This is a genomic window from Dorea amylophila (assembly GCF_025567265.1).
Taxonomy (GTDB): Bacteria; Bacillota; Clostridia; order Lachnospirales; family Lachnospiraceae; genus Dorea_A; species Dorea_A amylophila.
Window position 1 is genome coordinate 1 of record NZ_JAOQJW010000027.1, and the last position, 26,336, is coordinate 26,336.

The following is a 26,336-nucleotide window of genomic DNA, read 5'->3' on the forward strand; positions in this document are numbered from 1 at the left end:
ATGCCGAGTTTCAAATTTTGAAAGCCTGCTTTTAGCAGAATTTTGCCCCTTTAGAATTGACCCGCCGATGGAACCTGAACAGGAACGCCTTTCCAAGCTTTATTCCGGTTCGGGTGTCCACAGCCTTTCTGAATTAAATTCCAAATTAAACCCAAATTTATTTCAACATATATAGAAATTCAAAACACCGTATAGTATACTGACAATGTTGCTGCCTCCATACTGGCAACAGGAAGGGGGTGTTCATTATGGATTTGGCATTATCTTTTATTGTCGCTGTTGCGGCTGGTGTAGTTTGCCACTACATCATCAAATGGTTAGATGGCGACAAATAGCCGGTAACTAACCTGTGGAGTTAAGCCTTTCCACACCAAAATCAGGAATAGAAAAACCCTCGGATGGCACTCCGAGGGTTTTTCGTTGCTGTTCACTATGGAATAGCATTATCTTTTTGCCTACTGGCATTATAGCATATGCAATTTAACAATACAATATGCAATTTTAATAGAAAGTGGGTATGTTCTTGCTTTTCTTGTCTTTTCATGCTATACTATCACCCGTTACAAAACCCGAAAAAACCAAGGTCTTACAAGGGTTTCGCCGATTCCCGGCGTAAAGAAGATGATAGAAAAGACATCCACCGGATTTCTTTCCTATCCGCTACGGCGCGTGTGTTCGTGACCTTCCACACGTAAAACAAAACTAAAGGAGAATTGAAAAATGAAAAACAAAAATCTTAGTTTCATGACCCAGGCAGCCATGATCGCTGCAATCTATGTGGTGCTGACTTACATCTTTGCACCATTTTCTTTCGGAGAAGTACAGGTTCGTATCTCCGAGGCACTCACTATTTTACCAATATTTACACCAGCCGCTATTCCGGGACTCTTTGTCGGATGTCTGATCGGTAATATTCTGGGCGGTGCGATCCTTCCGGATATTGTATTCGGCAGTATTGCAACTCTGATCGGTGCATTTTTCACATGGAAACTGCGTGAGCAGAAGCCGGTTGTCGCAACACTTCCACCGATTATTTCGAATATCATCATCGTTCCGTTCGTACTGCGTTACGGTTATGGTGTGACACTTCCGATTCCGTTTATGATGCTGACGGTTGGAATTGGTGAGGTGATCTCCTGCACTGTTCTTGGTCTGATCGTGTACGGAGCATTGAAGAAATATAAAGGAACACTTTTCCGCACAGCTTAATCTATATCTGAATGGTATTAAAAAGAGCGGACATATAACTCATTTCATAACAGTTATATGTCCGCTCTTTTTTATTTTCTATACACAACTATCCAATATACGCATTTCCGCTTCCGGATGTCATCTGATCCATCTCTTCATACTTCACGCTGTGTCTTGTACTGTCATTCAAGTCTTCATACACAACATTCGTATCACTGTATCCCACCAGAATAACCGCATTCTGCGAATCCAGCATTGCAATGACCGGTCTGCCCTGATTGATAATGTACAGGATCTCTTCTGTCGTACATCCGGTCAGGTCATAGGCAGCACCATCATTTATATCCTTCAAAATATCAATTGGCTTCTCCTGGTTTTTAAGACGGTCCTTGATTGTATTTAATACATCATCTTTCTCTGTGATCGAATACTGCAGGTTACGGTTACCACGCTCCCATACATAGTCCTGTGAGGAATCGACTACCACTCCGTTGTAATCATTTGCTTTCTTGATCGCATCCCCTGCCTTTGTATACACACCCTGGATCTCACCATGTCCATAGACATAATATTTCTCCGGTGCGTCTTTGTCTGAAAATGTGATCGTCTGCGGTGTCTCGAACAGGATCTGTTTTGGTTTCAGTACTTTTGGTTCCTTATCTGATATCCCATCATTGTATGTCAGTCGTACCTGTGTCTGCTTCAGATCTGTCGCATATGTCTCCAGTGTAATATTGCTTTTCGTCTTCTGTTCATTGTTCGTAATATAATCCGGAGCTGTTGCAGTATAGGTGTCCCCATCCTTTGATGCACGCTCCAGCGTGATCATATCTTCATCAAATGCTGCATTTAAAATGTAAATGCCATCTGTCTGATAGGTTTTAATCACTTTTCCTTTTTGATTCCGGATCTCCAATTTGTACATTGGGACGGTTGCTTCTCCGGACACGGTATTTCCTATGTCTTCCGTCTTCGCAATTCCATATACAAAATCACTTCTGATGAAGCCCAGTGGACGGATGCATTCTCCTTCGCTGCAGGTTATTTTCTGCTTCTTTCCTGTCCCTACATTCAGGATCGATACTTTCGTTGCAGTTCCAAGTTCTCCGTCTGCCTGATATGCGATCAGACTTCCATCTTCCGATACGACATACTGCTGTGCGTCCAGACCTTTGACCAGTACTGTTTTCTCATCATCCTCTATACTATACTGATATAGTGTACCGTCCACCATGGTGTAGAGCATGTCTGTCTTCGCATCATAATAAGACATTTCTCCCAGTTCACTGACTGCCTGTGCATAAGATTTATTGGTAGAGATAAAGACTTTCTCTTCCACGGAATTTTTCTCTATATCGTAATAATATACGGCCACTCCGACTTCACCTTCATGCTCACCACGATTCATATATCCCGACACAAGGAAGGTTGTGTTGCCCTTTGCGTCTACTTTCAAAATCTTGATCTTGTGATCCGGAACCAGATTTCTCACATCTGTATTTTCCGCATCTGCAAATCCGAATACAAGTGACACCTCATCCGAATCTTTATTATAATTCCAAAGTTCATTTGCCTCGACAAATGATACGATTGTTCCGTCTTTATTCACCTTATAAGACAGATTCGTTGGTGCAATTCCGAGGATAATTCCCTTCTCATTCAGAACCTTCTTCGTCGCATCAAATATCTGATCCATCGTTCTGTCATAATCTAAGAGGTATGCCTTTTGTGCATCTGCGATGTATCTGACACGGAAGAATTCTTTGACCGCATACCGGTCGGATTCATTTTCCTCTCCTTTACAGCTTACCCTGTATTGTAACAATACCGACATGCAGGTACTGTTCAGTTCTTTGATACTCCAGCGTTCTTCCTGTTCTACCTGTGGTTTCAGACTGCCCCATGTAACCTGTTCGTAATTCGAATTGATCGTTACATGCTGAAGCGTCGTATTATCCGCATCATCCGTCGGCTCAAGCGCTGCTCCTACGCCTGCATTCTCTGCCTTTGCAAGTGCATTTTCATGATAATCACTGATATAATTCAGACACTGTGCAACATTGGCATCTTCATCACTGACAATTCTGGTGTAGAAATATACCGGATCCGCACCATTTCTGTTCAGCCGAACCTCCAGAATTCTTTCTTCATCCAGTACCTTATCTCCACTCAGATCCAGACTGAAGTTCTTTCCTGCCTTTTTGATTTTCTTAGATTCCAGTTCACTTGTCCCGTCCAGTGTGTAGACTTTATAGCTGGCTCCTGTAAATTTATTGCCATATGCTTCTATATTTACATCCAGACTCTGATCGGCTACCGGAGTGATGGTATTATGCATAGAAGACACATCCATCCTCTTTGCATAGCCTGTAAGTGTATTGATCTTATAATCTCCATATGAAAATGAGATCTGTGGAAATGTTGCGGCTCCCATATCAGCCGTCATGTTGTCATTCCCCTTATTCGTCACGTAGCTGAATATAATGACAGCCACGATAAATACTGCAGACAAAACGCCCACATTTATCAAACGTTTCTTTAAAGTTAATGTCATTTATACTCCCTCTTTATTCCGTTTTTCCCTGGTTATCTAACAGATGCCCCAGTGTCGGTGACACCCTGAGTTCTGCTTCACATTTCCGAATAGATGCTTCGATTTGCTGCCGCCTTACAGATTCTTTCTGATCTGCTTTCTGATTCCTTTTTACTGCCCGGATCAGGATATTCTTCGGCGTGTGTTCCATATCGATGAATTCCAGTATCTGTGCTTCATACCCCTCGCGCTCCAGATACTGTGCCCGGAGTCCGTCCGTGATCAGCGCCGCCATACGTTCCTTCAACAGTCCATATCTTAATACCGGTTCTAACACCTCATTCCGGATCTGTCGGTTCAATTCATGCTGGCAGCATGGTACAGACAGGATCACTTTTGCATCCCAGCCGACCGCTTTCGCCAGTGCATAATCCGTTGCCGTATCACAGGCATGTAGAGTTACTACCATATCTACTTTGTTGACTCCGGTATAATCTGCAATATCCCCTTCCAGAAATCTCAGCTTTTCATAGCCGTATTTCTCACTCAGTTCATTACAGTGACAGATCACCTCTTTCTTCAGATCCAGCCCTATGATTCTTATGTCATATTCTTTCAATTCATGCAGGTAATAATACATGGCAAATGTAAGATAAGACTTTCCACAGCCAAAATCCAGGATTGTAAGTTCTCTTCCCTTATCCAGCTCCGGAAGGATATCTTCGATAAACTCCAGAAAACGGTTGATCTGGCGGAACTTATCGGATTTTGCACGCACAATCTTTCCATCCTGCGTCATAACTCCAAGATCCTGAAGAAACGGTACCGGGACTCCCTCTTCCAACACATACTTTTTCTTACGATCATGGCTCATATCAATCTTCTTTTTCCCGCCCTTTTTTATCTTACTTTTTATGGTCACTTTTCCTTTTTTACTTACAAGAACCGTATAATCCGCTCTCTGTGTCTCCATCTGCATCTGGCGCATATTTCCCATATATTCGAGAAGTATTTCACAAGCTTTTTTCTCCTCCACATTCTCGTGAAATGCCTGATTGTTCCGGAACGATTCAAACTGGAAGTAAAGTACCTCTTTTTTCAGTACAGGTCTTACCTTTACCTTCTGCACATCGTCTTTCTTCTTCGGATTACTCAGCGTTGCTGATATAAATTCTATATTTAAATTTTCCTGTAATAATTTACTTAATTCATTCATAATATTATATTTTACTGTTTTTTAGACAAGAGCGCAAGTATCATGGATGGCAATTTTACCGGACAGAACCGAGAAAATGCAGTTAAGGACGGAGGATTGCATGCAATCCTCCGTCCCCAACTATGAAACCGGGAATTTTATTGTCACTTTAAACAAATCTCCATCCAGATATAATTCAAATGTTCCGCCCTGCATTTCCGTCAGCGACTGTGCGATCGACAATCCCAGACCACTGCCTTCTGTGCTTCTTGATACATCCCCGCGGATGAATCGTTCCGTCAGCTCGGAAGCCGGGATGTTCAGCGGCCGTGCCGATATATTCTTCAGGCTGAAGCATGCCATGCCATCTTTCTTCTCGAGATCAGCATAAACTCTTGTTCCCTGCATCGCATATTTTGCCGCATTGTTATATATATTAGACAGCACTCTCCAAAGCCGTCTTCCATCTGCGCGGATCACAATCTCCTCATTCGGAAGGTTCATGACCTCTTCCAGATCTCCTGCCTTAAATTTTTCCTCGAATTCTCCACTCGTCTGCTGGATCATTTCCACCAGGTTCAGGTTCATGAATTCCAACGTAATATTCCCTGAACTTACCTTGGAAGCCTCTACGACGTCTTCTGTCAATGTCTTCAGGCGCTGTGATTTCTGTTCCAGAACTTCAATGTAACGCCGGATCTTCGGATCCTTAAAGTCCTCCTGCTTTAACAATTCTACATAATTAATGATAGATGTAAGCGGCGTCTTGATATCATGCGAGACATTCGTAATGAGGTCTGTCTTCAGCCGTTCGCTTTTCATACTCTTTGCAAGTGCTGTTTCCAGTCCTTCTCCAATAGAATTTACTTTCTCTGCAATCTCTTTCTGCTCTGCCAGTAATCCATTTACCGGAATCTGATACTCCACTTCGCCACCGGCAATCTTCTCGATCCCTATCATGATCTTTCCGGTTCCTTTTGCCTTTTGAACCATCCAGACGAATGCTGCGGCATCTGTTACCAGCAAGATGAATGCCCACGCCCAGGTAGTACTTCCATCTGCAGCAAATATATAGGTCAGCCAGTGGAACAGTAAAAATGCTGCTAATCCGATCATCATTTTCCACAGATACCGGATGTTTTGAAGCATCTCTTTCAAAAAGAGTAACAGCCATCTGAATACACTGTTCTTCCATACAGTCTTCGCCTTGATTCTTCTCACCAGACTCAGATAACCCAGAAGGAACATCGCACAGCTATACAGCGCCCCCAGACATCCCACCGCCATTCCTTGCAGATATATCTGTTTATTTTCTGTATAGATAGTCTCTCCATTTACGCTTTGCCATGTAAATATCCCGGCTTTTGTTACTACCAGCATAACTACTGCCCAGAGCAATATTACACCAACCGCTGCCGGTTCTGTCTTTATGTGATCAAACTTCACCAGATGCACTTCTTCATCTTCCGCACTTCTTCCGGCTCCGATCGTCAATAACACCAGAATCGCCAGATAGGCTGCGACTGCCAGAACTGCCCCTATACCGGCCGCTTTTGCCCCGGCCGCATATTGTGTAAAGATCTGTTTCTGCTCGTAAAAATCATCTTTCACAGGATACGCTGTATCCACAACCGATGCATATACATAATCTGACGCATTTACATAACCGGCTACTGTCTTCTGCCATTCCTGTGCCATTGAATCTCCTTTGCCGGCTTTTTCAATATTACTTTCATAGTCTGCAAGCTTCGGTCTTACGATCACATATTTCCCTGATTTTTTTATTTGTTCCAGGCTCTCCTCGTAATGATCATAGTCCTGATATTTCTTTTTATTCGTAATGACCGTTCCGTTATCCCGGTTCACATACAGGTATGTGATATTCGTATTTCCTTCCTGATACTGCTTCTGGTTTAGCACATAATTGTCAACATCCGAATAGATGATCTCGGCCGCATCATTTATCATTCTGTAGGCATCACTCAGCCTGCCGTTCCATATCTTGGAATTATTCACAAGCTGAAGTACCGTTTCTCCGTTTACCGTCTTATAGTCTCCGGGAATCTTTGTCCCGTCATAATTCCAGCAATTGATGTAAGCAATCTTTCCATCGGTATCCTGAAGTCCCCTGAATCTGGATTCCCCGCTGCTGCTTTCCTGATATTCCCCCTGTTTCAACTCATCCAGAATATCATCTGCAGAACTGTTTCCTGTAATGACAAATGACAGATCCCCTCTGTCGATCATCTGTTTAAATTCTTTATAACGGAAATAGTGGTAGCTTCCGTCTGACTGCTGACACACAATGATAGCGTCCTGTTCGTCCCGGGTATCTGAGACGGAACCATCATCTGTCATCGTTTCTGCGATTAATTTGCCCCAGGAATACATGTCCCCCAGCCGGAAGGACAGTCCGGTCTCGTCTTTACCCGTTATCCCGCCTGTATCTTCATATTTTGCCACATCTACGATCTTATCCGGGTCATATTTTCCATCTGTATCATATAAGGTCTGATATTGGATCTCGTCCAGGATGTGATAATTGGCATTGGCCACAGCATTGGCAAATGCATTGCTTTCCTCATACGTCTTCGCAGCATCAGCAGAACACAGCTCCTGTATCAGCATCGGATAACGCGTAGCCCACAGGATGCATAACACCCCTGCAGCTGCAAGTATATGTGCCGCTGCCAGCAAAAAGAATTTTACTCTTGGCATTCGGTACCATTTCTTCATATATGCTCCTTCCTAAAGCTTCTCTATCTTATACCCGACACCCCAGACTACCTTCAGGTATCTCGGCTCCTTCGGATTGATCTCGATCTTCTCTCTGATATGGCGGATATGTACTGCCACTGTATTATCCACCCCGATAGCATCCTCATTCCAGATACTTTCATATATCTGATCGATAGAAAATACTTTTCCCTGATTTTTCACCAGTAATAATAAAATATTATATTCGATCGGTGTCAGTCTGACCGGTTCCCCGTCAACCGTAACCTCCTTCTGTTCATCATCGATAGATAATCCACCGACCGCATAAACAGCCTGATTACTTTTATCGATCGTGCTTCCAAGCTGTGTATATCTGCGAAGCTGGGACTTTACCCGCGCTGTCAGCTCCAGCGGATTGAATGGCTTCGTCATATAATCATCCGCTCCTACATTCAGCCCCAGGATCTTATCGGCATCCTCAGATTTTGCCGACAGGATTATGATCGGCATATTCTTCTTCTCGCGGATCTTTAACGTTGCCCGGATCCCATCCAGCTTCGGCATCATCACATCAATGATCAGAAGATCCACCTTCTCCCTGTCCAGCACTTTTAACGCTTCCTCACCGTCATAGGCTTTTAACACTTTATATCCTTCCTGCGACAGGTATATCTCTATTGCTTCTACAATCTCTCTATCATCATCACATACAAGTACGTTGTACATTTCTCATCACCTCCCTTATACTATACAAGAATATCAACTAATTTTTAAGTCCTGGTCTTGTAAATTCTTAAGATATTATGAAAATATGCTCTTTATCCGTTCTGTCGTCTAAAATAGAAACTGCTAATATTATGTCTAAAAACAATAAACCATATTTTCGTAAAGATATTTTTTCTATATAATAATCCCTGGTGATTTAAGAATCTTTTTTATTTTTTCATACTCCGTGGGATTTTCATCTTGTCGGATTCTTCCAAACAAAATTTTTAGAAAGAAGATGGCATATTATGCATGAACCAGAAATAGAATATCTTATTCGCTCTCTTGGTATTGGTGCAACTTACCGTGGCTATGAATATCTCATTTATGGTATACGTCTTTGTCTGTCTGATGAAAACTACCTCCTTTTCGTCAGTAAGTATCTTTATCCAGACATCGCACATCACTATAATACGACAAGTTATAGTGTTGAACGTGATATCCGCACTGTCATCAAGGTCTGTTGGGAGCACGGAAACAGACCGCTTCTCGAAAAAATTGCATTACGCCCTTTAACTCTGAAACCAACCTCCGGTGAATTCTTTGATATCGTAACTGCTCATTTACGCAAATACTCTGAATGCTGTCCTTTACTTTCCGCTCTTTAGAATCTGTTTTTGTCTTCTTCATTTTTAGTTAAGATTTTTTCGAATTCTTTTATGTTTTTAACATACTTTAGACATATTTTTTGTCTATACTATATATCAGATAGTTGATAAGCAACAACTATCACCCCCCCTCATAAAGTAAAACACCGGAATCACTCTCCGGTGTACACTTTACTCTCATTCCTTTAGTAATTATAACAACAACAAAAAGCTCTCCGAAAAGGAGAGTTTTTTGTTGCGTTTTTTTATAAATGAACATACTTTTTTCACATTTCTTGATTATAATACTTTCAGATAGTTGGATAACAACTATCGCCCCCCCTCATAAAGTAAAGGCCGCCAGAAGATTACTTCTGGCGGTCCACTTTACCGATAATTTCTGCGGATGTCTTTACGACTCCGCTTTTGTTTTATTTCTTTCTTCGATCCATGCAAGGATATCCTGATACACATTCTGCCGGTCCACCTCATTCAAGATCTCATGCCGGTCGCCTTCATACAGATGGATCGACACATCTTTGATCCCGGCATCTTTATATTTCTCATAGACTCTGATCACATTCTTTCCGAAAGCCCCTACCGGATCATCGGCTCCTGCCGTAAAGAGCACCGGAAGCGTCTTCGGAATCCGTTTCATGCTTCTTTTCCGTACCAGAACCTTCATACCGGTAAACATCTGATAATAGGCTCCCAGTGTAAATGTATAGGAACACAGCGGATCCCGCACATATTCATCCCTTTTCTTCTTGTCGGATGTGATCCATTCCTTCGATGTCTCGCCCGGTTCAAATTTCTTATTGAAACCTCCAAAGCTCAGACTATCCACAAATGTACTTCTGTATTTCCATCCTTTGAACGCTGCGATGATCCTGCAGATCATCCTTCCCGCACAAAGCGTCAGCATTCCCTGATGACCGGTTCCCATAATGACAACTCCCGCAAGGCCTTCCGCATACATCGTCAGATACTGTCTCAACAGGAATGACCCCATACTGTGCCCCAGCATAAAATACGGCACATCCGGATATTTTTTCCGTGTCATCTCCTGCAACTGATAAATATCTCCGATCACATACTGATTCCCTTTCCGTTCATCAAAATATCCCAGATCAGCTTCTGTCTGTATGGATTTCCCATGTCCCAGATGATCATGTCCGACTACATAATATCCGTGCTCCGACATAAATTCGGCAAATTCATCATAACGATCAATATACTCCACCATTCCATGACATATCTGTAAGACACCTTTTATCTCTCTATCCGGAAGCCATTCGATCGCATGGATCTTTGTCACGGAATCTCTGGATGTATAATAAAATTCATGCTTCATCATCTATCATCCATTCTGACATACTCTTTGTATTCGGCCAGCGGTTTGTACGCCGGACGAATGATCTTATCTACATTCTTAAGCTCTTCCAGACGGTGTGCACTCCATCCGACGATACGCGCTGCCGCAAAGATCGGTGTATAAAGTGACGGTGGAAGATCCAGCATACTATATACAAGTCCGCTGTAGAAATCGACATTCGCATTTACACCTTTGTATATCTTACGCTTTTCTGCGATGACCTCCGGTGCCATGTGCTCTACCTTTTCATACAGTGCATATTCCTTCTCACAGCCCTTTTCTCTTGCAAGCTGCTTAACGAACTTCTTAAAAATATCGGCTCTCGGGTCAGATACGGAATAGATTGCATGCCCCATTCCGTAGATCAGTCCTTTCCGGTCAAATGCCTTCTTATCCAACAAATCGGTCAGATACCGGCGTACCTCATCATCATCTTCCCAGTCACTGACTTTTTCCATCATATCGTCAAACATCTGGGTTACTTTGACATTTGCTCCCCCGTGCTTTGGTCCTTTTAAGGATGCCATAGCAGCCACGATCGTCGAATAAGTATCCGTTCCGGATGATGTTACCACATGCGTTGTAAATGTAGAATTGTTACCGCCGCCGTGATCCATATGAAGGACAAGTGCCATATCCAGGATCTTTGCCTCTAATTTCGTATATTCCTTATTCTCACGCAGCATCATCAGTATATTCTCTGCTGTTGATAATTCCGGTGACGGTGCATAGATGAAGAGATCTTCTCCCATACGGTAATTATATGCATGATAACCATAGATCATCAGCATCGGGAACTGACTGATCAGATTCAGGCACTGACGCAGTACATTTGGAATCGACGTATCGTCTGCATGAGGATCATACGTGTACAGGCTTAAGATCGATCTCGACAGGCTGTTCATCATGTCACGGCTTGGCGCTTTCATGATCACATCACGGACAAATGTCGGCGGCAATGTCCGTCTTTCCACCAGTGTCTCATGAAATGTCTGCAGCTGCGTCTTATCCGGAAGTTCACCGAATAACAGCAGATAGGCGATTTCCTCAAATCCATAGTGCTTATCTTTCAGAAACCCCTGCACCAGATCTTTGATATTGTAGCCGCGATAGTAAAGATTTCCTGCACATGGCACTTCCTCTCCGTTCACGATCTTCTTCGCACATACATCGGAAATGTTCGTAAGTCCCGCAAGGACACCTTTTCCGTTCAGGTCACGGAGTCCCCGTTTGACTTCGTACTTCGTATACAGCTCTTTGTCTATCGCATTGTTCTTCTCGCAAAGTTCTGCAAAATGGCTGATTTCCGGTGTTACCTCAAATAGTGTCTGTCCTTCTTTTCTGTCCATCGTCATCATCCTTTCTTATATGGAGATAATAAATCACTCAATCTTGCGAATTCTTCCAGTGTCAGTGTCTCACCTCTCACACTTGCACCCTTTCCAAGTGCATCAATCGCTGCTTCCACTTCTTCTTTTGTAAAATCTAATGTCGCCGCATTCTTCAGACCGTTCGCCAGTGTCTTCCTTCTCTGGTTGAAAGATGCACGGATGATGTTGAACATCAGCTTCTCATCCTGCACCTGTACCGGTTTCTCCTGATGACAGGTCAAGCGTATAACCGCTGATCCCACCTTCGGCCTCGGCATGAAACAGTTCGGCGGAACATTTGCCACAATATACGGGTCGGCATAATACTGTACTGCTAATGACAGTGCGCCATAGTCCTTATTACCCGGTCCGGTCTGCATACGGTCCGCAACTTCTTTCTGCACCATGACAGTGATACTCTCTACCGGAACCTCATTTTCAAAAAGTCCCATGATGATCGGCGTCGTAATATAATATGGCAGGTTCGCCACCACTTTGACCGGCTTTCCGTTGTTCTCTTCGTCTGCAAGCTTCTTAAGATCCAGCTTCAATACATCTTCATTGATGACACGTACATTGTCATATCCGCTTAATGTATCCTCCAGGATCGGGATCAGATTCTTATCGATCTCAACTGCGATCACCTTTCCTGCCGCCTGTGCCAGATATTGCGTCATCGTACCGATTCCCGGTCCGATCTCCAGTACCATATCATCCTCCGTGATATTCGCCGACTGTATGATCTTATCTAATACATGTGTATCGATCAGGAAATTCTGACCGAATTTTTTCTGAAATGAAAAATTATATTTCTGCAGAACCTCGATGGTATTCTGCGGATTTCCTAACGTTGGTTCCTTCATAGACCCTCCCGTATCTGTTATATGGTTTCTTGATTATTCCTCATTATACAATAATTTGGCCGGGATTGACAGCGATAAAAATGAAATATGTATAAATAGAACATTGTATTCTACAGCCGGTACATCTCTCTTGCATTTTTCTCCGTCTGTTCGACTACCTCTTCATACGTAATGCCCTTTAATTCCGCAATCTTCTCTGCCACATAACGGATATAAGCAGAATTGTTGCGCTTTCCACGATTCGGTTCCGGTGCCATATACGGGCAGTCCGTCTCGAGTACAATTGACGTCAGTGGAATATTTTCCACTACTTCTTTCAGCTTCTTCGCATTCTTGAACGTTACCACTCCGCCAACGCCGATATAGAATCCCATCTTGATATATTCCTGTGCCATCTCTTTAGAATACGAATAACAATGGATCACACCGCTTAGTCCTTTCGCATGCTCCTTCATAATCTCCATGGTATCTGCCGCTGCCTCCCGGCTGTGGATCAGAACCGGAAGATCCAACTCTCTTGCCAGTTCCAGCTGCCGTATAAACCATTTTTTCTGCACTTCTCTCGGCTCATTGTCCCAGTAATAATCCAGACCGATCTCGCCTACCGCAACCACTTTCTCCTCTTTAAACAGCTCTTTCATCTGTGCAAAGGTCTCTTCATTCAGGCTTCCGACCTCATCCGGATGAATCCCGACTGCCGCATATACAAATGGATATTCCTTTGCAAGTGCAATAACCTTCCTGCAGGAATTATATGCTGCACTGACATTTACAATTGTGCCAACGCCCTGCTCTTCCATCGAATTCAGTAATTCTACTCTGTCTTCATTAAACTGCTCATCATCATAATGTGCATGTGTATCAAATATCATATATCCTCCGTTTCAAATCAAAAATGTCCTGTCTTCTGTATCCCAATATTTATCCCATCTTTTCCACACGTTATCCCAAGCTTTTTTACGGTTATCCCACCCTTATCCCAAGGTTTTCCACATACTTATCCACATCATGTGGATAACTTGCATGACAGATACTGTATATAGATATCGGATATTGAAAGATAATGAAGTTCTATATCAAACAAGGACGGTGATTTTCCAAATCCTCCGTCCTCATTTTTATTCTTTCTATACTTACTATACTTACATTAGCAGATCTCTGCACCGGCCGGCATATTCTTCTCCGGTGTCATAAGTGCCAGATTACCTTCTGCGTCTTCCGCGCACAGTAACATACCCTCAGATAATACTCCGGCAAGTTTTGCAGGTTTTAAGTTCACAAGAACCATAACCTTCTTGCCTACCATCTCTTCTGCAGAGTAATGTTTCTTAATTCCGGATACGATCTGTTTTACTTCGCTTCCGATCTTAACCTGTGAGCAGAGAAGTTTCTTAGATTTTTTCACTTCTTCGCAGGCAATGATCTCACCAACCTGGAACTGCATCTTTCCGAAGTCATCGAATGTGATCTCTGGTTTTGCTTCGATGTCGATCACTTCTTCGTCAGCTTCTTCTTTTGCCTCTTCCTTCTCTTCTACATGTGGGTGAAGTTCTTCTACTTTTTTCATTACTTCATTGACATCCAGTCTTGCGAAAAGGATCTCCGGTTTTTCTGTTACTTTTCCGTCTCCAAGCTGAGCAAGGATCTTCTCTGAAGTCTCCGGCATGAAGGATTCCAGAAGTTTTGCTCCTGCTTTGATGCTCTCGATCAGGTTGTAGAGAACGGTCTCCAGACGGTCTTTCTTTGCCTCATCTTTTGCAAGTGCCCACGGCATTGTCTCGTCGATGTATTTGTTGCAGCGTTTGAACAGTACGAAGATCTCTGTGATTGCATCTGCGACACGCAGTTCATCCATCTTCGCATCGACTCTCTTCGGAGTATCTTCTGTGACAGCCTTAAGATCTGCATCGACAGCCTTTTCTTCTTCTGTCTCGGCAACACCCTTATCTGTTACAACACCGCCGAAGTATTTATTTGTCATGGAAATAGTTCTGTTTACCAGGTTTCCAAGTGTATTTGCAAGGTCAGAGTTCATACGCTCTACCATCAGCTCCCATGAGATCACGCCATCATTTTCAAATGGCATCTCGTGAAGTACGAAGTAACGTACGGCATCTACTCCGAAGAAATCAACCAGCTCATCTGCGTAAAGTACATTTCCTTTGGACTTACTCATCTTACCGTCGCCCTGCAGAAGCCATGGATGTCCGAATACCTGCTTTGGAAGCGGCAGATCCAGTGCCATCAGGAAGATTGGCCAGTAAATGGTATGGAAACGGATAATATCTTTTCCGATCAAGTGGAGGTCTGCAGGCCAGTTCTTATTAAACAGTTCTGTGCTGTTACCGTCGCAGTCATATCCGATTCCTGTGATATAGTTGGTCAGCGCATCGAGCCATACGTATACGACATGTTTTGGATCGAAGTCTACCGGGATTCCCCATTTGAAAGATGTTCTGGATACACACAGATCCTGAAGTCCCGGAAGCAGGAAGTTGTTCATCATTTCATTCTTACGTGAAACCGGCTGAATGAATTCCGGATGCTCATTGATGTGGTTGATCAGTCTGTCTGCGTATTTGCTCATCTTGAAGAAATATGCTTCTTCTTTCGCAGGCTTACACTCACGTCCGCAGTCCGGACATTTACCGTCTACTAACTGAGACTCTGTCCAGAAAGACTCGCATGGAGTACAGTACATTCCTTCATAAGATCCTTTGTAAATGTCTCCCTGATCGTACAGTTTTTTGAAAATCTTCTTAACCTGTGCTTCGTGATCTTCGTCTGTTGTACGGATGAATTTGTCATAAGAAGTATTCATCAGATCCCAGATCCTCTTGATCTCGCCTGATGCATTGTCAACGAATTTCTTTGGTGTAACACCTGCTTCGTCTGCCTTCAGCTCGATCTTCTGTCCATGTTCATCTGTTCCTGTCTGGAAGAATACATCGTATCCCTGACTTCTTTTATATCTTGCGATGGCATCTGCCAGCACGATCTCATACGTGTTACCGATGTGCGGTTTGCCTGATGCATAAGCGATTGCTGTTGTAATATAATATTTTCCTTTATTACATTTTTCACACATGTTTTTTCTCTCTCCTTCTATGTTTACCGGATATATGAAATATAGAATGTGCCCTGGCACATTCTCGCGCTGAGCGCGGTCGCTTGCGACATCCTACTTCTTCGCGCGAATGCGCATCCTGCCGGAGGCTTTTTATATAACAGGAAACTCAGTTTCCTGTTATATAAAAAATCTCCCCTGCATTCACTCCTCATAACTTCTGTTACAATTCGTAAATCCCAGGGAAGACGAAAATCCGTGTTACCACTTCCATTCACTATCAGTCTCGCAACCGACAGTCTCTGCGGGTGAAGTCACCACTCCACCTCTCCGCTGTAAAGGGCGGAACCCTTCGTGAACTTACATTTTCCATGCTCATCCACACCGCTCAGTAAGCCATCTTCTGTAACGTTCCACCTGTCCCTCTCAGCATCACACTGCAGTATTCTCACTTGCAGTCCACGGGATTCTCTGTAAGATTTCCTGTTACATACTCTCTTCATCAATGCGTTTGTCATATATCCATTCGTATTGTAAATCGTAGCATATAAGCGGGCGGGATGTCAAGGTCTACAGGCTGTACGTATCAATCTTCTGCAATTAAATTCCTTAACTATCAATCAAGTACTTCCTTAGAATCAAACTGCTCCATAAATTTTGTATATTCTGCAGAATCTTTGAATACCGGTTTGTAATTTTTAACCAGTTCTTTACTTCTTGCAGCTTTCTCTTTCAGCAATCCATATGCTGCCAATGCAAACATTTTCGCTGTATCAATATAAGCCTCTTCTTCATTTGTCACTTCAAAGTTAATCTGATGAAGTCCGCCTTTTACACCGCCTGTATTGAATGTATAAACAGGCATCAGATGCTGCACATCACCTACATCTGTAGAACCGCCGGAATGTCCCGCAGCCTCTCTTACAGGTACTTCCGGTGCTGCAAGTTCTGCAGCTCTCTTCAACTCCGGCAAAGCCTGTTCTGCAAGTGTCGGAAGGTATCCCGGCAGTGTAGTAATCTCTACTTTTGCCCCCATCGCCACTGCACCTGCCTGAAAAGAACGATCTGTTTTCTTTGCCGCATCCGTAAATGCTTCAATTGTTTTCGCTCTTACCAGTGTCTCGATCACAATTTCATCCGGAATAACATTAACCAGATTTCCACCTTTCGTAATGATCGGATGAACACGGACGCAGTCTTCGTCACGAAAAGTCTCACGGTTGAGCCCTAATGCCTGAAGGCCAAGAGAAGCTGCGGAAAGTGCATTCACTCCCTTGTCAGGTGCTCCGGCTGCATGAGCTGCTTTTCCTAAATAGCGGATTACTTTTGATACAAATCCATTTCCTGTTCCGCTTCCGACTTGAATTTCATCTCCCGGCTGAATATGATGCGCCAGGCAGAGATCAATATCATCAAACGCTCCTGTACGGATCAATTCACATTTTCCACCTCCATAGCGAATCTTGCCCTGCTCACGCAGCTGATTCTTAAATTCAATCTCACCATACTCTTCTGCAGGTGTGGCAAAAAATACTACCTGTCCACCCAGTTTTTCTGCAATCTCAGGTACTGTAAGTGCAAGTGCCGCACCAAATATGCCTGCCATCTGTGCATGATGTCCGCAGCAGTGAGCCGCATCTGTTTCAGGATTTACATAGGCATGTTCCGGGATTCTCAGAGCATCCAACTCTCCTAAAAGTGCAAGACTTGCATTCTCCTTCTTCTCTTCATTCAGGTATGCTTTTACACCTGTGATGGCAAATCCTGTTTCTGTGTGAAGTCCTAATTCTTTCATCTTATTTACAAATTTCTGTGAGGTACGGAATTCTTTATAGCCAAGTTCCGCATGTGTATAAATATCTCTTGCAAACTCAATAATTTCATCTCTATGTTGATCAATTATATCTATAATTAACTTTTCCGTCTGATCCATGGCTTCTACCTCGCTTTCTTTAACTCCGCTCAGAACCACTTACTGAAGTTCTTCTGGGATCCACCATAATCCATCATTATTTTTTTTCATATATTCTTTGAATTCATCAGAATGATATGCATCTACGATTGCCTGTGCCCATGCTGCATCTTTGTTCTCTTTTTTTACTACAACCTGAAGTACAAGGTAATCTTGGATATCTTCGTTCGCAAGTGCTGTAGAAGCATCGATTCCTGCATTGTATACAACACTTCCTGTAATTGCTACATAATCAAAATCAGCCATTGTAGCCGGGATTGTCATACTGTTCATCTCTGTAAACTTAATGTTATGTGGGTTCTCAGTGATATCATCCTGTGTTATTGCGGATGGATCTGCATTCTCATCCAGTTTGATCCAGCCGATCTTCTGAAGCATCAGATAACACCGTGCTGTGTTAGATGCATCGTTTGGAACTGCCACTTTTGCACCGTTCGGAATATCATCGATCGAATCATATTTATCAGAATATACACCTGCCGGCACTGTCGGGATCGGGCTGATTGCTACCAGATCTCCGTTATAACTCTTGTTGAAATTTTCCATGTAAGCTGTATGCTGCTCAACGTTAACATCAACATCTCCGTCATTTAATGCAACGTCTGCTGTCTGAAGATCAGAAAGATCAACGCCCTTTACTGTGTATCCCTCTTTTTCAAGAATCGGAACAATGGCATCTTCAAAAAGCTCTGTATATGGTCCCTGAGATTTTCCATAGACGATTTCCTTCTTATCTGTGTTTTTTGCTGATGAATCACTCTTTGCAGAATCGCCTGATCCTGAGTTTCCGCATGCCACAAGACCAAATGCTGTTGCCGCTACTAATACACTTGCAATAAATTTTTTCATTTTCATAATCTAAATCTCCCTATTCTTTTTATCTATCTCATGTCCGGCTGTCGTTACACAGTGACTGTAAACACTCACAACTATTATTACCAGGCTTGTTGTCCTGTCTTTTTTGTTTCTTACAGAACTCTGATATTTATTTATGCTGTCTTAATTTTCTTGAAATTGTATTTCCTGCAAACTGAAGGATCTGTACAAAGATAACCAGTACTACAACTGTGAAAATCATCAGTGGTGTGTTCATTCTCTGGTATCCATAAGTCAGTGCCAAATCTCCGACACCGCCTCCACCTACATATCCTGCCATCGCAGATGCTCCGAGAAGTCCGATTGTACCAGTTGTCAGTGCCAGAACAATAGATCCCAGTGTCTCAGGAAGAAGGAAGTAACGAATAGTCTGCCATGTTGTAGCTCCCATCGCTTCTGCTGCTTCCAGAATACCCGGATTAATTTCCAACAAACTGTTCTCCATCAATCGTGCCAGATATGGACTGATGTAAATAACAAGTGGTACCAACGATGCCGTACTTCCAATCGTAGTTCCAACAATTGTTCTTGTCAGTGGCATGATTGCTACAAGAAGGATTACAAATGGAATGCTTCTTACAATGTTAATGTAGATACTTACGATATTGTAGAGAATCCGATTCTCTGCAAGTCCGCCCTTGCGACAAAGCACAAGGATCAATGCCAGAATGATTCCTATGATGGTTCCGATGATCAATGACCATGCCACCATATATAAAGTCTGTCCTCCACTGGTCAGTAATTTCTCCAGTGAAACTCCAAAATACTGCTGATCCATTAAATCACCTCTACCCTTTCTCTGATTACTCCGTTTTCGTCAATCTGTTTCTCTGCTTTCAGAATCTTCTCTTCAGATCCTAGCAACTGTAAAATGAACACACACATTATGTTGTCCTGAAGCTCTTGAACGGTTGCTCCTAAGATATTTACTACAATTCCTTCTACATGACAAATATCTGAGATAACCGGGCGTTTTACGCTGCTTCCGATAAATTTCAATCGTTCTACACGGAAATGTTCTTTCTGCTCTTTTACAAGACTTATGATGCTTTCAGGAATCTGATCATTCACAACAGTCTGAACAAATCTCTTTGTAACTGGTGCCTGCGGTTTTCCGAATACATCCAGTACACTTCCCGCCTCGACTACCTGACCTTTCTCCATGACTGCTACTTTATTACAGATCATCTGAACCACCTGCATCTGATGTGTGATCAGAAGGATTGTAACCCCCATCTCACGATTAATCTTCTTAAGCAGTTTCAGAATTGCCTCTGTTGTCTGTGGATCCAAGGCACTGGTTGCCTCATCACAAAGCAGGATATCCGGTGTTGTTGTCAATGCTCTTGCAATTCCGACTCTCTGTTTCTGTCCACCGGAAAGCTGGCTGACATACACGTCTTTCTTGTCTTCCAGTTCTACAAACTGAAGAACTTCTTTGACTTTCTTGTCAATCTCAGCCTTCGGTACTTTCTCAAGAATCAGCGGCAATGCTATATTATGATAAACTGTTTTGGATTCCAGAAGGTTGAACTGCTGGAATACCATTCCAATTTTTCTTCTTAATTTACGAAGCTGCGGTTTCTTCAGACTTCCAAGTTCTTCTCCATGAACCGTTACAGTTCCGCTATCCAGTGTTTCAAGTCCATTTACAAGACGAATCAATGTGGATTTACCGGCTCCGGAGAATCCGATGATTCCGTAAATGTCTCCCTTTTCTACATGGATGCTTACATCCTGCAAGGCATGTACCTTACCGTATTTTCCGGAAAAGGTTTTGTTTGCGTGTTCTACTTTTATCATACTCATCACTCCATCTATGTGTATTTTTCGTATCTCAGATTCGATATGCGTATGATACTGCTTTTACCCTACCTTGTCAATAGGTTTTGTATGTTTTATATGTTTTCCACTAATTCGGCAGCTATTTTGAATTATTTCTATTCATTTTTTTATTCGTTTACATAGTATACTGTTATCTTTGTTCTCAATCTCTCCCATCTTCCACTTTTCACATCATTGACGCAACCAATCAGAGAGCTTATAATATTCTCGTTATTTACAGAAACTATACATAAGATTGGGGAATTTATTATGACCAGAAGACAATATTTCACCGCCGGTTTCAAGGACGGAATACCGATCTGTCTTGGATACATAGCGGTTTCATTTACATTTGGGATCATGGCAAAAAAAGTCGGAATTTCGATCTTTGATGCGGTTCTGATCTCTCTGACAAATGTGACCAGCGCCGGACAGTTTGCAGGGCTGTCGCTGATCGCATCGACCGCTTCTTATATAGAGATGGCCATCACACAGCTTATCATCAACTTAAGATACTGTCTGATGTCCTGCGCACTTTCGCAGAAGATTGATCCGGAAGCACCACTGATCCACCGGTTTTTCATTGCTTATGGTGTAACCGATGAGATCTTCGGTGTCACAGTCTGTAAGGGTGGGAAGCTGAGTCCTTTTTATTCTTACGGGGTTATATTTATCTCTGTATTCGGATGGGTGTTCGGTACATTTCTTGGCATCCTGTCCGGAAATATATTACCGGCTCGTGTTGTCAGTGCATTAAGTGTCGCACTTTATGGTATGTTTCTGGCGATCATCATTCCGCCGGCCCGTAACAACCGTGTACTCGCAGGTGTTGTTGTCATTTCCATGGCAGCCAGCTTTTTATTTGACAAAACACCCGGGCTTAGGAATATTTCATCCGGATTCCGTATTATCATCATTACTCTGATCATTGCAGGAATTGCGGCTTATTTCTTCCCGGTGAAAGAGGACGAGTACGATGAACTGGAAGAAGCTGGCGAATTGAGTGACAGTACAAAGGAGGCACACCATGAATCATAATATTTACATTTACATATTTGTAATGGCGGCAGTCACCTACCTGATCCGTATGCTTCCGCTGACACTGATCCGCAAAGAGATTAAAAGCACGTATATTAAATCATTTTTATACTATGTCCCTTACGTGACGCTTGCGGCTATGACATTCCCGGCAATCCTTAGTGCCACCGCAAATATCTGGTCTGCACTTGCCGGATTTATCATTGCTGTATTCCTGGCTTACCGGGGAAAGAGTCTGCTGAAGGTATCTTTGTTCGCATGTCTCGGCGTCTTTATTGTTGAACTGATTACCGGATTATAAGGATAATACATATTTACAGGAAATCCCCATATAAATACTACAAATGATTTATATGGGGATTTTTATGCAAAAATTTCTGAAAAAATTCCGGCAGAAGCCTCTGTTCATGCTCCTCCCATCTGCCGCTGCATTTCTGATTCTTTCCGTCCTGTTTCTTCACTTTCACCAGGACGCAGATCAGGCATTTTCTAAATATACATCCGAACTTTTCCGTCAGGAAATCAGCGGGAACACGATCACTCTCCACTACACCCTGAAAAATCCCGAAAACTATGGCATAAATAATACACCCATTTCTTATGGACAATGTACTACCGCCCCCGGGCTCGTCCGGTCAAGTGTCGATGCGGAACGCACCAGACTTCAGTCTCATAACAGAACTTCTCTTTCCAAAGACAACCGTCTCACCTATGATGTGCTGGATAACTATCTGACTTCTGCTTATAATCTGGCTCCCTATACACTTTACGAAGAACCGCTTGCGCCACTCACCGGAACTCAGTCACAGCTTCCTGTTATCTTATCCGAATACCGCTTTTATAAAATTTCCGACATCGATAATTACCTGAAACTCCTTACCAGGACGCCGGAATACTTCCGATCTATCCTGAATTTTGAACACACAAAATCCGAATCCGGTCTTTTTATGGCCTCCTACACTGCTGACTCCATCATCAAAGAATGCCGGGATTTTGTTAATTTAAAAGAAAGCAATTATCTCTATTCTTCTTTTGTGGAACGACTAGAAGAACTTGCTTCTGCCAAAGACGGTGTCCTTACCGAAAAGCAGCGGGAAGCCTATACCCGGCAGAACAACGTTTACATAAAAAAATATATTTTTCCGGCCTATGAACAACTTATTTCCGGCTTGTCCGAACTCCGCAGTTCCGGCAAAAACAATAACGGGCTGTGCTATCTTCCGAATGGCCGGACTTATTACGAATATCTGGTAAGAAGTGAGACCGGTTCCTCCCGCAGTATTGCAGAGTTACAAAATCTTGCAAATACACAGATACTTTCGGATCTTACAGTTATGCAACGGGTGCTGACTGATGATTCCTCTTCCGCCTCATCCTCCGTAACTTCTGACATTTTCAGCCCCCAGGGTACACTGCTCGCCGAATCTGATCCGAAAAAGATCTTATCCACATTATCAGGCAAGATTACGAAAGATTTTCCACCATATCCACAGATTCATACACAGATCAAATACGTCCAGAAATCCATGGAAGACTACTTAAGCCCGGCTTTCTACATGATTCCGGCCATCGACAACACTTCTGAAAATGTAATCTACATCAACAACGGGCACCTCACCGACAACCTCTCTCTCTTCACCACCCTCGCCCACGAAGGCTACCCCGGACATTTATATCAGAATGTCTATTATGCAAGCCTTCATCCCGATCCAATCCGCTGTGTACTGAACTATGGCGGCTACACCGAGGGCTGGGCCACTTACAGCGAGATGATGAGCTACTACTTTTCCACACTGACGAAAGAGCAGGCTACATTATTTCAACGCAACTCATCTGTCATTCTGGGACTATATGCACTTACCGATATGGGAATCCATTACGATGGCTGGAAGCTTGCCGATGCGGCGGCTTTTTTCCACACTTATGGAATAACGGATGATGCGACCATTGAGGATATCTATGATCTGATCATTGCCGATCCGGCTAATTATCTGAAATACTATATTGGGTATCTGGAATTTCTGGAACTTAAGAAAAATGCGGTGAATAAATGGGGTGATAACTTTACGCAGATGCGGTTTCATAAGGCGGTTCTGGATGTTGGGCCGGCGTCGTTTGATGTGATCCAGAAGTATGTGTTTAAATAGAAACAGGGACGGGGAAAATTCCATTTTCCCCGTCCCCATTGGTCCCATTGGCCCCTTAATTCGTATTACTAGCCGCAATCTTCACCTTACTCCAAAGATTACTGATCTCTTTCTTCGTCTCCTCATTATACTCAAAGACTTCATCATTCTTATTATCTGTTCTTGGTATATATGCATCAATTCCTTCGAACTCTCCGCCCTTGCCATACAGATCTTTCATAACCTTCTTATTCGCCGATGTATAACCTACATAACTTGAATTGTCATAAGCTCCGTCATAATCACTTGCATAATTGATAAATGCATGTGCAAGTTCCGGATTCTTCGCATTCTTCGGAATGACCATGGCGTCGGACCACTGGTTGGTTCCGCCTTCCGGCATGTAGTATCCCATGTTTTCATTCTCATTGATCACATATGTCGCATCTCCGGAATAGATCAGACCAAGTGCCTTCCTTCCCTGTGCCATGTTATCAATGATCTCATCGGTAACGATCTCCGGCTTCATGGTCTGTACACATTGAACCAGCCAGTTATACGCTTCCTGGATCTGGCTTTCGTCAGACGTATTCATCGAATATCCCAATGCCTTCAATGCCATCATAAAGGAATCTCTCTCTGAATCATACAGGTAGATGTCCCCTTTATATTTCTGATCCAGGAAAATATTATAGCCTTCTTTTTCCAGGTCTTTGATGTCGACTTTTGTCTTATCGTACACGATTCCGACTGTTCCCCAGAAATACGGAACAGAATATTCATTCTCCGGATCATACGGAAGTCCTTTGACCGCATCATATAATTTATCCATACAGTTCAGTTTCGACTTATCTAATTTCTGTAAATATCCTTCGGAAATGAGTCTCTGGATCATATAATCACTTGGTACAATAATGTCGTAAGCTTCTCCATTTGCGACCTTAATATACATCTGTTCATTCGAATCAAAATTTTCAAGAAGTACCGTTGCCCCTGTCTCTTTCTGGAAATCCTGGATAATATGTTCACCTACATACTCGCCCCAGTTGTAGATACGAAGCGTCTGCCCCTCGAATGGCAATGGCTCTTTCTTGTTATTATATGTCACAACTCCGGCTACGATCGCCAGTACACACACAACCGCAACTGCCGGTACCAGTACATTTCGTCTGCCGATGCTGTTTCTCTTCGCACGTTTTGCAAAAAGTGCCGGTGCAGCATTGATGATCACAAGTACGATCGTGATGATCACAACCACCAGTGTCGAGATTGCATTGATACTAGGGTTGACACGTTTACTCATCGTATACACCATGATACTTAAGTTCTTCACACCACGTCCGGTTACGAAGTAAGAGATAATAAAATCATCCACTGACATGGTAAATGCGATCAATGCACCGGCTACGATTCCCGGCGTGATCTGCGGCACAACAACTTTCGTCAGTGCCTGCCACGGTGTTGCCCCCAGATCCATTGCCGCATCGGCAAGGTTCGGATCCAGCGATTTGATCTTTGGCATGACCGATAACATAACATACGGAATACAGAATGCAATATGTGCCAGAAGCATCGTTACATAACCTTTTTCCACATGAAATGTAATAAATAATAACATAAATCCGATTGCTGTTACAATCTCCGGATTCATGATCGGAAGGTTGTTGATCTGCTCCATCAGGTCACGCACAATCTTCTTTGATTTACTGATACCGATTGCTGCAATTGTTCCTGTTACCGTTGAAATAAAGGTCGCAAGCAATGCAATACTGAATGTTGTCGACAGTGCATCCATCATATCTGATGAATCCAGCATATGTTTGTACCAGCGGAGTGAAAATCCTGTAAAACTCGTCAGTGATTTCCCATCGTTAAATGAGAATATGATCATGTACAGGATCGGAAGATAGAAGAACACAACCGCCAGTATCATAAGGATCTTCCCTATCGGACGTTTTCCCTTATTATTCATAACGATTATACCCCCTTTCCGCCCTGGTTACGAATCTCGATCTTACGGACAACCATCATAAGTACCATCATGATGACCGCCATGATCATGGAAATGGCACTTCCGAAGTTCCACTCTCCAACCGTAATGAACTGGTTCTCGATCATATTTCCGATGAGGAAATACTGACCGCCGCCGAGCAGCTTCGGTATGAAGAACGAACTGACTGCCGGAAGAAATACCAGCGTAATCCCGTTGATGATTCCCGGCACGGAAAGCGGCAGTGTCACACGCTTAAATGTCTGCGCCGGGCTTGCCCCAAGGTCTGCACTCGCTTCCAGCAAGGAATTGTCCATCTTACTAAGTGACGTCTGGATCTGCAGGATCATAAATGGCAGAAAGTTATATACCATTCCCAAAAGCACTGCCTCTTCTGTATAAAGAAGAGACCCCTTTCCCAATCCCACCAGTTGTAAGATTCTCTGGATCAGGCCGCCGTCACTTAAGAGTCCGATCCATGCATATGTTCTTACCAGCATGTTGATCCACATCGGGATCGTGATCACAAGAATCAGCGCATTCTGCTTTTTCTGCTCACTGCGCGCAATATAATATGCGATCGGATAGCCCAGCAACAGGCAGATCACGGTTGTCTTTACCGCAATCACAATGGAACGCCAGAGGATTAATAAGAAATCCGGGTCGGTAAAAAATTTGGCATAATGTTCCAGTGTAAATGTGAACGACAGAATGGTATTTCCCTGGTCTGTCACTGAATAAAGTGCGATCAGAACCATCGGGAACACCAGCATCAGTACCGCCCACACAATGTACGGAAATGCTAACTGTGAAAATTTCTTCATCTTAGAATACCACCTTCGGCAT

At 43.1% G+C, this 26,336-nt stretch carries 21 protein-coding genes; 5 read left to right on the top strand and 16 right to left on the bottom strand.

Annotated elements, in window-relative coordinates; genetic code table 11:
• The first annotated feature begins 720 nt into the window (after positions 1–720).
• Positions 721–1,209: a QueT transporter family protein gene (locus OCV72_RS14625; protein WP_055284543.1), complete on the top strand. Its 489-nt coding sequence runs from the start codon at positions 721–723 to the stop codon at positions 1,207–1,209.
• Positions 1,210–1,297: 88 nt separating this feature from the next.
• Here the strand turns inward: OCV72_RS14625 and OCV72_RS14630 are convergent, their stop codons facing one another.
• From OCV72_RS14630 to OCV72_RS14645, 4 genes are all read right to left on the bottom strand, one after another.
• Positions 1,298–3,745 carry a hypothetical protein gene (locus tag OCV72_RS14630; protein WP_055284545.1) on the bottom strand — a complete coding sequence of 816 codons (2,448 nt, stop codon included), beginning with the start codon at positions 3,743–3,745 and terminating at the stop codon, positions 1,298–1,300.
• Between the two features lie 13 nt (positions 3,746–3,758).
• Positions 3,759–4,940, bottom strand: a complete 1,182-nt coding sequence (locus OCV72_RS14635; protein ID WP_055284548.1) for a class I SAM-dependent methyltransferase — start codon at positions 4,938–4,940, stop codon at positions 3,759–3,761.
• Positions 4,941–5,060: 120 nt separating this feature from the next.
• The gene (locus OCV72_RS14640) at positions 5,061–7,655 is read right to left on the bottom strand and encodes a sensor histidine kinase (protein WP_055284550.1); all 2,595 of its coding nucleotides are present in this window, start codon (positions 7,653–7,655) and stop codon (positions 5,061–5,063) included.
• 12 nt (positions 7,656–7,667) lie between these two features.
• A complete protein-coding gene (locus tag OCV72_RS14645; protein ID WP_055284552.1) occupies positions 7,668–8,363 on the bottom strand; it encodes a response regulator transcription factor in 696 nt (231 codons plus the stop codon).
• 287 nt (positions 8,364–8,650) lie between these two features.
• Between OCV72_RS14645 and OCV72_RS14650 the strand changes: the two genes are divergently transcribed.
• Positions 8,651–9,010, top strand: a complete 360-nt coding sequence (locus tag OCV72_RS14650) for a sporulation initiation factor Spo0A C-terminal domain-containing protein (protein WP_055284554.1) — start codon at positions 8,651–8,653, stop codon at positions 9,008–9,010.
• A gap of 391 nt (positions 9,011–9,401) precedes the next feature.
• Here the strand turns inward: OCV72_RS14650 and OCV72_RS14655 are convergent, their stop codons facing one another.
• From OCV72_RS14655 to OCV72_RS14700, 10 genes are all read right to left on the bottom strand, one after another.
• On the bottom strand, positions 9,402–10,346 hold the full coding sequence (locus OCV72_RS14655) for an alpha/beta fold hydrolase (protein ID WP_055284556.1): 945 nt from the start codon (positions 10,344–10,346) through the stop codon (positions 9,402–9,404).
• Positions 10,343–11,722, bottom strand: a complete 1,380-nt coding sequence (locus tag OCV72_RS14660) for a citrate/2-methylcitrate synthase (RefSeq protein ID WP_006427523.1) — start codon at positions 11,720–11,722, stop codon at positions 10,343–10,345. The genes OCV72_RS14655 and OCV72_RS14660 overlap by 4 nt, the downstream gene beginning before the upstream one ends.
• Entirely contained in the window at positions 11,719–12,597 is an 879-nt protein-coding gene (gene rsmA / locus OCV72_RS14665) for a 16S rRNA (adenine(1518)-N(6)/adenine(1519)-N(6))-dimethyltransferase RsmA (RefSeq protein ID WP_006427524.1), read from the bottom strand. The genes OCV72_RS14660 and rsmA overlap by 4 nt, the downstream gene beginning before the upstream one ends.
• 110 nt (positions 12,598–12,707) lie before the next feature.
• A complete protein-coding gene (locus tag OCV72_RS14670; RefSeq protein WP_055284559.1) occupies positions 12,708–13,469 on the bottom strand; it encodes a TatD family hydrolase in 762 nt (253 codons plus the stop codon).
• Positions 13,470–13,744: 275 nt separating this feature from the next.
• A complete protein-coding gene (gene metG / locus OCV72_RS14675; RefSeq protein ID WP_055284562.1) occupies positions 13,745–15,685 on the bottom strand; it encodes a methionine--tRNA ligase in 1,941 nt (646 codons plus the stop codon).
• A gap of 293 nt (positions 15,686–15,978) precedes the next feature.
• Positions 15,979–16,182 carry a hypothetical protein gene (locus tag OCV72_RS14680; RefSeq protein ID WP_055284564.1) on the bottom strand — a complete coding sequence of 68 codons (204 nt, stop codon included), beginning with the start codon at positions 16,180–16,182 and terminating at the stop codon, positions 15,979–15,981.
• Between the two features lie 98 nt (positions 16,183–16,280).
• The gene (locus OCV72_RS14685) at positions 16,281–17,597 is read right to left on the bottom strand and encodes an amidohydrolase (RefSeq protein WP_055284609.1); all 1,317 of its coding nucleotides are present in this window, start codon (positions 17,595–17,597) and stop codon (positions 16,281–16,283) included.
• Positions 17,598–17,636: 39 nt separating this feature from the next.
• Complete coding sequence (locus OCV72_RS14690; protein WP_055284566.1) at positions 17,637–18,491, bottom strand: MetQ/NlpA family ABC transporter substrate-binding protein; 855 nt, start codon at positions 18,489–18,491, stop codon at positions 17,637–17,639.
• Positions 18,492–18,621: 130 nt separating this feature from the next.
• On the bottom strand, positions 18,622–19,290 hold the full coding sequence (locus OCV72_RS14695) for a methionine ABC transporter permease (RefSeq protein ID WP_028088377.1): 669 nt from the start codon (positions 19,288–19,290) through the stop codon (positions 18,622–18,624).
• Positions 19,290–20,315 (bottom strand): methionine ABC transporter ATP-binding protein, encoded by a 1,026-nt coding sequence (locus OCV72_RS14700; RefSeq protein WP_055284568.1) that lies wholly within the window; start codon positions 20,313–20,315, stop codon positions 19,290–19,292. Before OCV72_RS14700 ends, OCV72_RS14695 begins: the two co-directional genes overlap by 1 nt.
• A gap of 291 nt (positions 20,316–20,606) precedes the next feature.
• Here OCV72_RS14700 and OCV72_RS14705 point away from each other — a divergent pair, with 291 nt between their 5' ends.
• The 3 genes from OCV72_RS14705 to OCV72_RS14715 all read left to right on the top strand — a co-directional run bounded on the left by OCV72_RS14705 (position 20,607) and on the right by OCV72_RS14715 (position 23,521).
• The gene (locus OCV72_RS14705; RefSeq protein ID WP_055284570.1) at positions 20,607–21,374 is read left to right on the top strand and encodes an AzlC family ABC transporter permease; all 768 of its coding nucleotides are present in this window, start codon (positions 20,607–20,609) and stop codon (positions 21,372–21,374) included.
• A complete protein-coding gene (locus OCV72_RS14710) occupies positions 21,364–21,675 on the top strand; it encodes an AzlD domain-containing protein (protein WP_006427531.1) in 312 nt (103 codons plus the stop codon). The genes OCV72_RS14705 and OCV72_RS14710 overlap by 11 nt, the downstream gene beginning before the upstream one ends.
• Before the next feature lie 64 nt (positions 21,676–21,739).
• Entirely contained in the window at positions 21,740–23,521 is a 1,782-nt protein-coding gene (locus OCV72_RS14715) for a DUF885 domain-containing protein (protein ID WP_055284612.1), read from the top strand.
• A 55-nt stretch (positions 23,522–23,576) separates the two neighbouring features.
• Here the strand turns inward: OCV72_RS14715 and OCV72_RS14720 are convergent, their stop codons facing one another.
• Together OCV72_RS14720 and OCV72_RS14725 are read right to left on the bottom strand one after the other, a co-directional pair.
• Positions 23,577–25,472: an extracellular solute-binding protein gene (locus OCV72_RS14720; RefSeq protein WP_055284572.1), complete on the bottom strand. Its 1,896-nt coding sequence runs from the start codon at positions 25,470–25,472 to the stop codon at positions 23,577–23,579.
• Positions 25,473–25,477: 5 nt separating this feature from the next.
• Positions 25,478–26,314 (bottom strand): ABC transporter permease, encoded by an 837-nt coding sequence (locus tag OCV72_RS14725; protein ID WP_055284575.1) that lies wholly within the window; start codon positions 26,312–26,314, stop codon positions 25,478–25,480.
• Positions 26,315–26,336: the final 22 nt, after the last annotated feature.

What these genes read in the sequence shown, in the direction of transcription:
- OCV72_RS14625 (WP_055284543.1), top strand. Translation starts at nt 721, where the DNA reads ATGAAAAACAAAAATCTTAGTTTCATGACCCAGGCAGCCATGATCGCT.
- OCV72_RS14630 (WP_055284545.1), bottom strand. Translation starts at nt 3,745, where the DNA reads ATGACATTAACTTTAAAGAAACGTTTGATAAATGTGGGCGTTTTGTCT.
- OCV72_RS14635 (WP_055284548.1), bottom strand. Translation starts at nt 4,940, where the DNA reads ATGAATGAATTAAGTAAATTATTACAGGAAAATTTAAATATAGAATTT.
- OCV72_RS14640 (WP_055284550.1), bottom strand. Translation starts at nt 7,655, where the DNA reads ATGAAGAAATGGTACCGAATGCCAAGAGTAAAATTCTTTTTGCTGGCA.
- OCV72_RS14645 (WP_055284552.1), bottom strand. Translation starts at nt 8,363, where the DNA reads ATGTACAACGTACTTGTATGTGATGATGATAGAGAGATTGTAGAAGCA.
- OCV72_RS14650 (WP_055284554.1), top strand. Translation starts at nt 8,651, where the DNA reads ATGCATGAACCAGAAATAGAATATCTTATTCGCTCTCTTGGTATTGGT.
- OCV72_RS14655 (WP_055284556.1), bottom strand. Translation starts at nt 10,346, where the DNA reads ATGATGAAGCATGAATTTTATTATACATCCAGAGATTCCGTGACAAAG.
- OCV72_RS14660 (WP_006427523.1), bottom strand. Translation starts at nt 11,722, where the DNA reads ATGATGACGATGGACAGAAAAGAAGGACAGACACTATTTGAGGTAACA.
- rsmA (WP_006427524.1), bottom strand. Translation starts at nt 12,597, where the DNA reads ATGAAGGAACCAACGTTAGGAAATCCGCAGAATACCATCGAGGTTCTG.
- OCV72_RS14670 (WP_055284559.1), bottom strand. Translation starts at nt 13,469, where the DNA reads ATGATATTTGATACACATGCACATTATGATGATGAGCAGTTTAATGAA.
- metG (WP_055284562.1), bottom strand. Translation starts at nt 15,685, where the DNA reads ATGTGTGAAAAATGTAATAAAGGAAAATATTATATTACAACAGCAATC.
- OCV72_RS14680 (WP_055284564.1), bottom strand. Translation starts at nt 16,182, where the DNA reads ATGACAAACGCATTGATGAAGAGAGTATGTAACAGGAAATCTTACAGA.
- OCV72_RS14685 (WP_055284609.1), bottom strand. Translation starts at nt 17,597, where the DNA reads ATGGATCAGACGGAAAAGTTAATTATAGATATAATTGATCAACATAGA.
- OCV72_RS14690 (WP_055284566.1), bottom strand. Translation starts at nt 18,491, where the DNA reads ATGAAAATGAAAAAATTTATTGCAAGTGTATTAGTAGCGGCAACAGCA.
- OCV72_RS14695 (WP_028088377.1), bottom strand. Translation starts at nt 19,290, where the DNA reads ATGGATCAGCAGTATTTTGGAGTTTCACTGGAGAAATTACTGACCAGT.
- OCV72_RS14700 (WP_055284568.1), bottom strand. Translation starts at nt 20,315, where the DNA reads ATGATAAAAGTAGAACACGCAAACAAAACCTTTTCCGGAAAATACGGT.
- OCV72_RS14705 (WP_055284570.1), top strand. Translation starts at nt 20,607, where the DNA reads ATGACCAGAAGACAATATTTCACCGCCGGTTTCAAGGACGGAATACCG.
- OCV72_RS14710 (WP_006427531.1), top strand. Translation starts at nt 21,364, where the DNA reads ATGAATCATAATATTTACATTTACATATTTGTAATGGCGGCAGTCACC.
- OCV72_RS14715 (WP_055284612.1), top strand. Translation starts at nt 21,740, where the DNA reads ATGCAAAAATTTCTGAAAAAATTCCGGCAGAAGCCTCTGTTCATGCTC.
- OCV72_RS14720 (WP_055284572.1), bottom strand. Translation starts at nt 25,472, where the DNA reads ATGAATAATAAGGGAAAACGTCCGATAGGGAAGATCCTTATGATACTG.
- OCV72_RS14725 (WP_055284575.1), bottom strand. Translation starts at nt 26,314, where the DNA reads ATGAAGAAATTTTCACAGTTAGCATTTCCGTACATTGTGTGGGCGGTA.